Source organism: Arcicella aquatica (assembly GCF_034928825.1).
GTDB lineage: Bacteria > Bacteroidota > Bacteroidia > Cytophagales > Spirosomataceae > Arcicella > Arcicella aquatica.
Window position 1 is genome coordinate 357,409 of the sequence record NZ_JAYFUL010000001.1, and the last position, 11,096, is coordinate 368,504.

The following is an 11,096-nucleotide window of genomic DNA, read 5'->3' on the forward strand; positions in this document are numbered from 1 at the left end:
AATTATGAACAACTTTACTCAAAGAACACTCTTAGTCATTTTGTTTCTGATAGCGTCTTTAGGTGTTGTCTTAGCGAATGGTTCCACTTCAATTTCAGAAGAGAATAAGAACTCTACAAACACCTCCATTCCAGACGCCCCAACTGTTCAATACGTAGGAATAGAAAGGTGTGGTTATCAATCTATTGGTGATCCACGAAGTGCTGTAGTATTAAGATCGTCAGGTTGTAATACTGGTACTATTACTTGGTATGATTCTAATGGAACGGATCTCGGTCTAAACAAACCAACTACTGAGATAAAGATTTTGGAAATCTCTTCAGACATCACTGTTTATGCAACTTGTAGCATTGGAACTGATGTTAGTCCTCATTCAAATGAATTGAAAGTAAAGCATATATCAGCTCCACCACTCCCACACATTACTCAAGACAAGATTATTGCATGCGATGGTGAGACTGTAACATTAAAATCATCTAATGTAACTAATCCTACCTATGAATATAGATGGCAAAGAATGATTAGTGTTTTTCCCTCTCCAAATTATATAGACCCTTCTACTGAAGGATTCGGAACTCCTGAATTAAAAACCAAGGTTTCTGGGTATTACTATCTTTCAGTAGTTGCTCCTGAATGTCCTCAAGCTCCTGCTTATGCAGACGGTCAGGTTTATGTAGAATTTTACTCATTACCTAAACCTAAAATTACCGTTGGAACACCTACTTTTTGCGAAGACATAGGTACTACTCTGAAAGTTGATAGTATTCAATTTATCAAGAATTATCAATGGTATGTAAATGGTGTAAAACAAGATAATTTAGGCACAGTAAGTCACATTGAAAAATTCAATAAAACAGCTTCTATTCAAGTAGTATCTGTAGAATCTAGAATTGGTTGTCTTTCTCCAATATCTGATGCGGTTTCTCTAAAAGCAGTTACAGTTCCTACAAAACCTGTCCTTACTGCTAGTGCATTAGAATTTTGTGAAGATAAAACTGTTTCTTTAAAAGCAGATAGTAGTGCAGTAACCGCTAAATATCAATGGTATATCAATGGGGTAAAACAAGATAGCTTAGGCACATTAAGTTCAGTAAAATCATTCAACAAAACGGCAACTATTCAAGTATTGGGTGTTGAAAAAGTATTAGGATGTAGTTCTCCACTTTCTGAACCAGTAAAATTAACAGCGCTTGTATTACCAACTAAGCCTGTTATTACCTCATCAAAAGCAAATGCTACTATTTGTGCTGGCGATACATTATCTCTTACATCAACAGCGGGTTTTAGCTACAATTGGAATACAGGTGCCACTACTAGAACTATCGCCAATATTAAAGTTGCAGGCAAATATGCTTTGCAAATAATTGATGCCAAAGGTTGTGTGTCTAAATCATCAGATACTACAACAATTAAAGTAAATGCACTTCCTGCGAAACCTGTCGTTACAGCAAGTGGTCCAATCGCATTTTGTGATGGTGGAACGGTTACTTTAACATCAACCCCAAATGTTAAATATGTTTGGAGTAACAACGAAACGACTCGCTCAATTACTTTAAGTACTTCTAAAGACTTGACAGTTGCCGTTATTGATGCAAATAACTGTACTTCGCCTTCGTCTGACTTAGTAAAAGTTACTGTTTATGCATTGCCTGCTAAGCCAACAATTACTTCAAGTGGAAATTTATCTTTCTGTGCTGACCAAAGCGTAATTATTACTTCTTCGGATTTAATCAATGGCGAAAAAACAAAATATATATGGAGTAGCAAAGATTCAACTAAGTCTATTACAGTAAAAACTACGGGGACTTTCTCTGTAAAAGTAATTGACCCACGTGGCTGTATTTCTCCTTCATCTGACCTTGTATCAACAGTTGCTTTACCTGTACCAGATGCACCAACGATTGCTGCTGATGGCGCAACAATATTCTGTTCAAGAAGTAATGATGATTATAGTAAAATCAATACTGTAAACTTACTAGCAACAAGTCCTTTTGAAGTAACATGGAGCACAGGCTTTGTAGGAAAAACACTTAATTTAGCTTCTATTAATAGCCAAGGTACTTTCGTGGATATTTCTAGAGAATATACTGCATTTGCGAAGAACACTGCTACGGGTTGTATTTCACCGAAATCAGCACCGATTAACATCATTGTTAGAAACAACCCTGATGCATCAGCAGCATCTATTGAAAAAGACGGTACTTATACGTTAAAAGCAGTTAATTTCCCTACTGGAAACGAATATGAATGGAAGTATGGTTCTGAAGTATTAGCATTCAAAGAAGGAATCATTAAAGCCAATAGATTTGGAGACTATACAGCGAGAATTAAAACATTGTTTGCTATTCCTTCAGCACCAGGTGGTCAGTTAGCATGTTTTTCAAATTTCTCTAAAGCATTTTCTTTCAAAGAAGACCCAAGTTTCGCAGGATTATCTATTTATCCTAACCCAAGCAACGGTTTGTTAACCATTGAAACGTTAGCTGATTATGACAATCCAGAGATTTTGATTTATGACCTTTTAGGAAGACAGATTTACGCTGGAACTTTACCAACTATCAAAGGCAAAGTAATCATTGATTTAAGAAATAACAACGAAGGCGAATATATGCTTCGTTTCAAAGCAGCAAATTTTGATTTAACAAAACGTATTATTGTTAATAGATAATTTTAAAAATCATTTTAAAGCCTTCTCAACAAAATTGAGAAGGCTTTTTTATTGGGCTTTTTGTACATTCGTAATTCAAATCATTTAACATTAAATCTTTTCATTAATGACAACCCTTAAATATTTTACCTCCTCCTTATTGCTAATCCTAGTTTCCATCCATACGCATGCTCAATGGCTCAAACAAAATATCAATACGGATGCAAGCTTTAGGGCTGTACATGCTGTATCAGATAAAATCGTTTGGATGGGTGGCTCAAAAGGGACTTTCATTAAGACGATTGATGGAGGAAAAACTTGGGAAGTAAAACAAGTACCTGAAGCCGAAAAGTTGGATTTTAGAGACATCCATGCTTTCGATGCAAACAAGGCTATTTTGATGAGTGCAGGTGAAGCCGAAAAAGGTAATGCTAAAATATACCGCACTGAAGATGGTGGTAAAAGCTGGAATATTGTTTACCAAACTAATGAAAAAGGTGTTTTCTTCGATGGGATTGATTTCTGGGATAAACAAAATGGTATCGCTTTTAGCGACCCTATTAACGGGCATTTCTTTATTATTAAAACAAAGGATAGTGGAAAGACTTGGACACCGATTAATCCAGAGAATATTCCTACTAACCAAGAAGGCGAAGCAGCTTTTGCGGCTAGTGGAACAAGTTTGATTGTTTCAGGTAAAAGCAATGTATATATATGCACTGGTGGAGCCAAAAATTCAAGAATTTTCAGAAGTACTGACCAAGGTAATAATTGGGAAGTAATTAACACAACGATGTCGGCGAGCCAAGCCAGTGGATTGTTTGGCATGAGGTTCTGGGATACTAATCATGGGATTGCTGTGGGTGGTGATTATTTAGAAGTTAACAAAGCTATACCAAATGTTTTACTGACAAGTGATGGTGGTAAAACTTGGGTTGATGCACCCCAAACAAACCCTGCGGGTTTGAAAGAAGGGGTAGCGATTTATAAGAAAAAAATCCTGATAGCCGTTGGACCATCAGGAACTAGTTATTCAAAAGATTTTGGAAAGTCGTGGAAAGCGATCGACACCTCCGCTTTTCATGCTATTAGTATTATGGGAAATGGCATTTGGGCCGTTGGTGGAAGAGGAAACATTGCCAAATTGGATACTTCATTGTTAGAAAAAGAATAAAGCAATTATTTCCCTTTCCAAGAAATCATTAATACACCAGATAGCACAACGAAAGTTCCTGCTAGTTGCCAAGCAGTGATATTTTCATCTAAAAAAATATTCGCCATAATAATGGTGGCTACTGGCCCGACACTTCCAATAATAGACGCATTGCCTGAGCCAATGCGTCTTATTCCTTCCGAAATCATAAACGAAGGAATAACCGTTGAAAATATAGCCATCGCTAGACTCAACCAATAAGCCCCTGCTTCATAAGAGAGCAAACCCTTTTCTCTTGCAACAAAGTAATGCACGATGACCATACCCGTAGAAATAAGCATGGCATAGCAAGTAAATCGGAGAGCACCAACCTTTTGAATCATTTCGCCACTGCCTATTAGGTATAAGGCATAGGTAAAGGCACTTAAGAAAATCAGGATTGAGCCAATCACTAAGTCTTTTTGCAAACCTAATTGTAAGTCAGGGACAAAAGCAATCGCTACGCCCAGATAGGTAATTATTAAAGCTATGTACTGAATTTTATAAATAGGCTTCTTTAAAAAAATGGCCGATATAATTACTACAATAGTAGGATATATAAAAAGGATGAGGCGTTCTACACTGGCAGTGATATAATTTAAACCCCAGAAATCAAACAGTGAAGCCAAATAATATCCGACTAACCCAATAGCAAACATCCAAAACCATTGTCGTGTAGTAAGCTTTACTTGGTCTTGTTGTTTTTGCTGTTGAAAGAATAGAATTATCAGATAAAATGGTGCTGAGAACAACATTCTTAGGGCTAACAAAGAAACAGTATCTACGTGATAATGTAGATAATTATACTTTACCAGAACAGCTTTTCCTGCAAATAAAATTGCGCCTGTCAATACTAAAATTACGCCAACAAAATACTGAAACTTGCTTTTTTCGGTCATGGTTATTCTAAATTAAGGTAAAAACAAAAAGACCTTTCACATTGCTGAGAAAGGTCTTTTCAATAAATTCATATCAAATAGTTACTTATCTCATGCCTTGGGGGCTGATAGCGAGAAGTAACCAAGATGCTGAAATCATTTTCATGATATATATTATTATTTTTTTCTAAAAAATATCTGAATCGGTACACCTGTAAAATCAAAGTGCTCACGCATTTGATTTTCTAAATAACGTTCGTAAGACTCACGAATATACTGAGGTAAGTTACAGAACATTACAAACGATGGTGCTTTTGTTGGTAATTGAGTCATGTATTTGATTTTGATATACTTTCCTTTCCAAGCTGGCGGAGGATAGTTTTCAATCACTTTCAACATCACATCATTCAATTTAGAAGTAGGAATTTTTCGGGTTTTATTTTCATATACCTCCAAAACTTTTTCTACTGCTTGGAAAATACGCTGCTTATCTTTTACAGAAGTAAAGATAATTGGCATATAATTGATTGGTGCCATTCTTTGACGAACTGCATCTTCAATGCGTTTTGCCGTCATTGAATCTTTCTCAACCAAATCCCACTTATTAATCATCAACACGATACCTTTCTTAGCTTTATCAGCCATCGATACGATGTTCATATCTTGTGCTTGCAAACCAGTCTGAACGTCAATGGTTGTAGCATCAACAATAATTACTGCTACATCACATTCTTCCATCGCCTTGATTGAACGTAATATTGAATAATATTCAATGTTATCATCAATCCTGGCTTTTCTACGAATACCAGCGGTATCTGTAATGATAAAATCTTTCCCAAATAAGGTATAGTGATTATCAATTGCATCACGCGTAGTTCCTGCTATATCTGTTACGATACTTCTTTCTTTTCCTAATAACGCATTCAAGAAAGATGATTTACCTACGTTTGGTTTACCTAAAATAGCAATTTTAGGAATACCAGCATTCGGATTTTCAATTCCTTCTTCAGGGAAATTACTTACTACAGCATCTAATAAATCTCCTGTTCCCGAACCACTTTCTGCTGCAATAGGATAAGGCTCGCCCATTCCTAATTCATAAAACTCAACAGCTTCCATACCTTTTTCATAAGTATCAGCTTTATTGGCTACAATATAAACAGGTTTTTTTGAACGACGAAGCACTTTTGCAAAGTCTTTATCTAAATCTGTAACACCTGTAGAACAATCTACCACAAATAAACAAACGGCGGCTTCTTCGATTGCCATTTCTACTTGTTCACGGATAGCTCCTTCAAAGGTATCATCAGAACCATGTACATATCCACCAGTATCAATAATGGTGAAATATTTACCAATCCATTCACCATATCCATAGTGACGGTCACGTGTAACGCCTGAAACGTTATCCATAATGGCCTTTTTCTGTTCGATAAGGCGATTAAAAAGGGTAGATTTACCCACGTTTGGGCGACCTACAATTGCAACAATGTTTGACATTTTTTAATTTTTTGAGCTGTTCCCTGCGTACCTTTTATGATTAATTTCCTGAATATCAGTCGCTCAATCTTGGCTTAACAAGCACCTCAACGTTAAAGATTACAATATACTGTTAAAAATTAGGGTAGAATGGCTATCAGCTATCAGCAGTGAGCTTTCAGCTTTGAGCTAATTATATTTTAAAAATCATTTAAGTATTAATTTTCAAATTAGCACACTTTCAAATTTTCAAATTCATTAGTCTTGACTATAACCAAATGATTTCACTTTTTGTGCTTTTGAACGCCAATCTGGTTCTACTTTGATAAATTGCTCTAAGAACACTTTTTTACCAAAGAATTTCTCCATCGCTTCACGTGCCTGAGTACCTACCTTTTTGATAGATTCTCCTTTATGACCAATCAAAATGGCTCTTTGCGTTACTCTTTCCACATAAATTTCCGCCGAGATTCTGATAAGATTGTCTTCTTCTTTGAAAGAGACGATTACTACTTCGCAAGAATAAGGAATCTCTTTTTTATAATTCAAGAAGATTTTTTCTCTTAAAATCTCTGATGCAAAAAAACGTTCGGGCTTATCAGTTAATTCCTCTTTATCAAAATATGGAGGATGTAATGGCAATTGTTCAACGATAGAATCAAAAATCTGACCAATATTTTCTTCTTTCAAGGCAGAAATCGGAATAATAGCTTGTGTTGGGAAACGTTCGCGCCAATGGGCTATTTTTTCTTCAACCTGTTCTGGAGTTGCTAAATCAATCTTGTTAATTAACAACAAAACAGGCACATGGTCAATTCTGGCTAATTTATTGATAACATCGTCTTCATCGTATTTCTCAAAAATATCCGTAACAAATAATATCACATCGGCATCTTCTAAAGAACTATGCACGAAGGTCATCATTGATTTATGTAACTCGTATTTTGGAAGAATAATTCCAGGGGTATCAGAGTAAACCAATTGAAAATCAGTGCCTTTATGCGTACCATTCAAGATACCCATGATACGATGGCGAGTAGTTTGTGCCTTTGAAGTAATAATTGAAAGGCGTTCACCCACCAAGACATTCATCAAAGTAGATTTTCCAACGTTTGGTTTTCCGACAATACTGACAAAGCCAGCTTTATGATTAATTGTTTCCATCATTATCCTCGTTTATTTGTCAAAATTACTGAAATCAGTAGAGGAAGGAATCAAGATAGTTTTGGGGAGTAGCTAACGAGTTCCCTACGGGATGACAAAACGAATTGTATTAATTTTAAAATAAAAAGACGAGTCGTATGACTCGTCTTCTCTCTGTAGCAGGAACAGGACTCGAACCTGTGACCTTTGGGTTATGAGCCCAACGAGCTACCTACTGCTCCATCCTGCGGTGTTGTTTCCATTTGATTGGACTGCAAAGGTACGAAACTTATTTTATTCTGCAAGCATTCACTGAAATAAAAATCTAAAATATTTTACATTTAATTTAAATTATATTTCAACTAAATGACAATCAGCAACTTATAACGTTAAAATATTTTCAAATAAATTCATTCTCAATGTCCTTCAAGACCTGCCATCAAGTCTTTTGCCTTTTTAACATTGTTATTTATCTTGTCAGATTCCACTAAACCATCGCGCAATCTTACAATTCTGTGTGCATATTGAGCAATATCATCTTCGTGTGTTACCATTACAATGGTATTACCTTTAGAATAAAGCTGATCGAACAAATCCATGATTTCGTAAGATGTCTTTGAATCCAAGTTACCAGTTGGCTCATCGGCTAACAAAATAGAAGGATCGTTTACTAATGCTCTAGCAATGGCTACACGTTGGCGTTGTCCCCCCGAAAGTTCATTAGGCTTGTGTCCAGCACGGTTTTCTAGTCCAACACCTTTTAAGGCTAACATTGCTTTTTCAATACGGTCGGCTTTATTATAACCAGCATAAATCAATGGCAGTGCTACGTTTTCTAAAGAAGATTGGCGAGGCAATAAGTTGAACGTTTGAAAAACAAACCCAATTTCCTTATTACGAACAGTGGCCAATTCATTTTCAGTCATTTCACTTACATCTTGATTATTTAGTATGTACCTGCCAGTAGAAGGGGTATCCAAACAACCAATTATGTTCATCAATGTAGATTTCCCTGAACCCGACGGTCCCATAAAGGCTACGTATTCGCCTTTACTCACTGAAATACTTACATCTTTACAAGGCTTGAATTACTTCTGCACCCATTACGTAACGTCTTGAGATATGGCTAGTTTCAATAATTTTCATTTTTCCTGAGTGGTAAAGATTTGTATTCAATAGGCTAATAAAAGAAAACGCAATTTATTTTTCTTTTTTTGACCCACTAATAGTTTACATTAAACAAACTTAAAAAATTACTGAAAACCAGCACTTACCTTTTCTATGGATTGTATTTTAGCTTGGTAGGTCGGCAGAAAACGCTGATAGTCGGTTGGAGATAATTTTTGTAGTATCTTCAATCCATCTGTCGCATACTCTTTCATTCCAATATCTAAGGCTTGTAAAATATATAATTGATATAAAACATGCGAATCTTTCCGCCAAGTTATCGCATTCAATACGGCCTGATAAGCCTTTTCTCCTTGTTTTTGTTGATTAAAAATCTGTATGGCTTTTTGTACTACCAATTCATTAAGGGGGTGCTGTTTCAAGCCATCAGTAGTCAGGTTTTTCAACGCTGAAATATCTACTTTTTCTACTGATTCTTTTTTCAGCAAAGTATTTAATAATAATTGATAATACTTCCCTTTTTTATCAGTAGAATCGGCAGCGGCTAAAGAATACAGGTTTTGGAAAGTCGATATTTTATCCCCTTTGTAATATTCCTGAACAATGTTTGCAAAGTGTAAATCCTCTGCATGTGCTTCATTGTCTTCTAATTCAGATAATCTTAACAAAGGAAACTTCTCTCCTTTTGACTTCTGAAAAAGTGTTTGGTTGTATATCCAAGCGAAGTCTGATATATTGCTTAATACAGAATCTGGCGATAATATTACCTTCCAATCATCCTTTGAAGCACCTTCCACATTAGCAATATTCTTAAGCGCAGCAATATTAGCCTCATAGGAAGCATATTGAATATTTTCAGGCTTGGCTAGTAACTCCTTTATCGTTTGTTTCTTTCCATTCATTGCCCAAAACGCTAAAAGATTACTTGACGGAACTGCTGGTTTTTGGGCATTCTTAATCGCCATGTTGTAATACAACACTGTAGAATCTATCAAATTAGATTTGTTGTATAAATATGCTAGATTATTCTGTAATTCACCCGAATTAGGGAATTTTTGTAATCCTTCTTTCAGCGTAAACATGGCATCAAAAAAATGTTCTTCTTCATAAAAAGAACGGCTCAAGCCTTCATAAGCAAAGGCAGAAGGGTTTTTCGCTAAAGCTTTTCTAAAATAAAGGGCTGCTCTTTCATTATCATTTTGCCATAGTGCCAAAGACGCCAAGGCATAATTGGTTTTATGGTTTCGATATTCATAGATTAGGGCTGACTGGTATTCAGATTCTGCTATTCTGAATTGCTTATCAAAGGCATAATAATCACCCAAGGCGTTATAATAAGCGGCATTGGCTTGTTGGAATGGAAAGAAATTTTTCAGCACCAACAGTGCGGCAATCACGATAACAGATAATACTCTGGTAGTCCAAATAGGTAAGTTTAGGGGTTTAAAAACTACTTTATGTACCTCAAAACCTTGCTTAAAAATTGGTAAGAAGTTTACTAAAACATACATAAAAAACAATATACCCATTGCCAAATGTGTATAGGTAATGGCATCTTCTAATACCTCAATCATTGGGTCATTTCCTGTAGCAAAGGCTTGTCCGTTAGTGGCAAAAGTAATGATGGCCAAGCCGAGGTAAATAAATGCTCCTGACGATTCAAAATCGATAATTTCTTTATTGCCAGCTAATCTTTTTTTGAAACCCCAAATACCTAATGTTGTGGATACAACAAGTAATATAAAGGGGTTAATGTAAATCATTTCCCAATCAATGGTTTTATTGTTATGCAAAAAAACTAACAACACATTGATAAGGTAAATAGCGGAAATCAAGATAAAATTCTTTAAAGCTTGTGGACTCTTAGCTGAAGTAGTAAGCACTAAAAAACCTTGGACGATTTCGTAGGCAATCATAAAAATAAATACGGTACTCAATACCATTGCACCTGCTGTTCGGTAACTGGCTAATAGTAAAAAAGGACTATTTACCTTGGCAGTATAAGCAATGAATAAGGTTACTAATACTGTTATCAATAAGAAACTTATAAACCTTGTAAGAATATTAATAGCAGGGCGAAAAGCATGAAAGTAATAACTAAGCCCTGCATAGAGTACAATCAAACTTATGGTAAAATATCGGTTAGTTACATTATATAGTAATTCAAAATTGAAGGTAACCAACAATAAAATAACAAGCCCCATCGCCATTAAATACCAGAACCGTGCAAGTGCTGAAAGTGCCGATAGTATTAGGATAGTACCAAAGGCAAAAAGTCCTATAAAAATATAATTACCAAGAAGATTAATCTCCATGGTCGAAGCTAAGAATTGCTCGGTAACAATAAAAGTTTTGGTAGGAAACGAAAGCGTTTCTTTGCCAATATTAAATTGGTCGAGTATGAAAGGAACCTCTCCTAGTTCACTAAGTATGTTCCAATGGATGACATTTTCCAAGCCTTTAAAATAAAAGAAAATGAAGGCAATTAGGGTCAATAATAAAATACTTAATGAAAAAAAATAAAGTATGCGAGAAGGTTTCTGCCAGTTTCTCCAGAATTGTATTGAATGCATATTGATACGATAATTAAAGCTTTATTAAGGCAAGGCGATTAAGCTGTTTTAAAAAA

6 protein-coding genes, 1 tRNA gene and 1 pseudogene are annotated in these 11,096 nt (G+C 35.5%); 2 read left to right on the forward strand and 6 right to left on the reverse strand.

Translation table 11 applies throughout. From position 1 onward, the window contains the following. Positions 1 to 4: 4 nt before the first annotated feature. Both VB264_RS01460 and VB264_RS01465 read left to right on the forward strand, forming a co-directional pair. A complete protein-coding gene (locus VB264_RS01460) occupies positions 5 to 2,668 on the forward strand; it encodes a T9SS type A sorting domain-containing protein (protein WP_323246222.1) in 2,664 nt (887 codons plus the stop codon). A 106-nt stretch (positions 2,669 to 2,774) separates the two neighbouring features. Next, positions 2,775 to 3,821, forward strand: coding sequence for a WD40/YVTN/BNR-like repeat-containing protein (locus tag VB264_RS01465; protein ID WP_323246223.1), 1,047 nt, complete (start codon positions 2,775 to 2,777; stop codon positions 3,819 to 3,821). A gap of 5 nt (positions 3,822 to 3,826) precedes the next feature. Here VB264_RS01465 and VB264_RS01470 read toward each other — a convergent pair whose 3' ends face one another. The 6 genes and pseudogenes from VB264_RS01470 to VB264_RS01495 form a co-directional block, all read right to left on the reverse strand. Next, positions 3,827 to 4,738, reverse strand: coding sequence for a DMT family transporter (locus VB264_RS01470; protein WP_323246224.1), 912 nt, complete (start codon positions 4,736 to 4,738; stop codon positions 3,827 to 3,829). 156 nt (positions 4,739 to 4,894) lie between these two features. Further along, positions 4,895 to 6,217, reverse strand: coding sequence for a ribosome biogenesis GTPase Der (gene der / locus VB264_RS01475; RefSeq protein ID WP_323246225.1), 1,323 nt, complete (start codon positions 6,215 to 6,217; stop codon positions 4,895 to 4,897). Positions 6,218 to 6,454: 237 nt separating this feature from the next. Continuing rightward, on the reverse strand, positions 6,455 to 7,360 hold the full coding sequence (era, locus tag VB264_RS01480) for a GTPase Era (RefSeq protein ID WP_407654636.1): 906 nt from the start codon (positions 7,358 to 7,360) through the stop codon (positions 6,455 to 6,457). A gap of 156 nt (positions 7,361 to 7,516) precedes the next feature. After that, a tRNA-Met gene (locus tag VB264_RS01485) sits at positions 7,517 to 7,589 on the reverse strand. Positions 7,590 to 7,755: 166 nt separating this feature from the next. After that, positions 7,756 to 8,485: pseudogene (locus VB264_RS01490) on the reverse strand (ABC transporter ATP-binding protein). Between the two features lie 107 nt (positions 8,486 to 8,592). After that, positions 8,593 to 11,040 carry a tetratricopeptide repeat protein gene (locus VB264_RS01495; RefSeq protein WP_323246226.1) on the reverse strand — a complete coding sequence of 816 codons (2,448 nt, stop codon included), beginning with the start codon at positions 11,038 to 11,040 and terminating at the stop codon, positions 8,593 to 8,595. Between the last annotated feature and the right edge of the window lie 56 nt (positions 11,041 to 11,096).

Coding starts and splice junctions, on each gene's coding strand:
- VB264_RS01460 (WP_323246222.1), top strand. CDS start 5: ATGAACAACTTTACTCAAAGAACACTCTTAGTCATTTTGTTTCTGATA.
- VB264_RS01465 (WP_323246223.1), top strand. CDS start 2,775: ATGACAACCCTTAAATATTTTACCTCCTCCTTATTGCTAATCCTAGTT.
- VB264_RS01470 (WP_323246224.1), bottom strand. CDS start 4,738: ATGACCGAAAAAAGCAAGTTTCAGTATTTTGTTGGCGTAATTTTAGTA.
- der (WP_323246225.1), bottom strand. CDS start 6,217: ATGTCAAACATTGTTGCAATTGTAGGTCGCCCAAACGTGGGTAAATCT.
- era (WP_407654636.1), bottom strand. CDS start 7,360: ATGGAAACAATTAATCATAAAGCTGGCTTTGTCAGTATTGTCGGAAAA.
- VB264_RS01495 (WP_323246226.1), bottom strand. CDS start 11,040: ATGCATTCAATACAATTCTGGAGAAACTGGCAGAAACCTTCTCGCATA.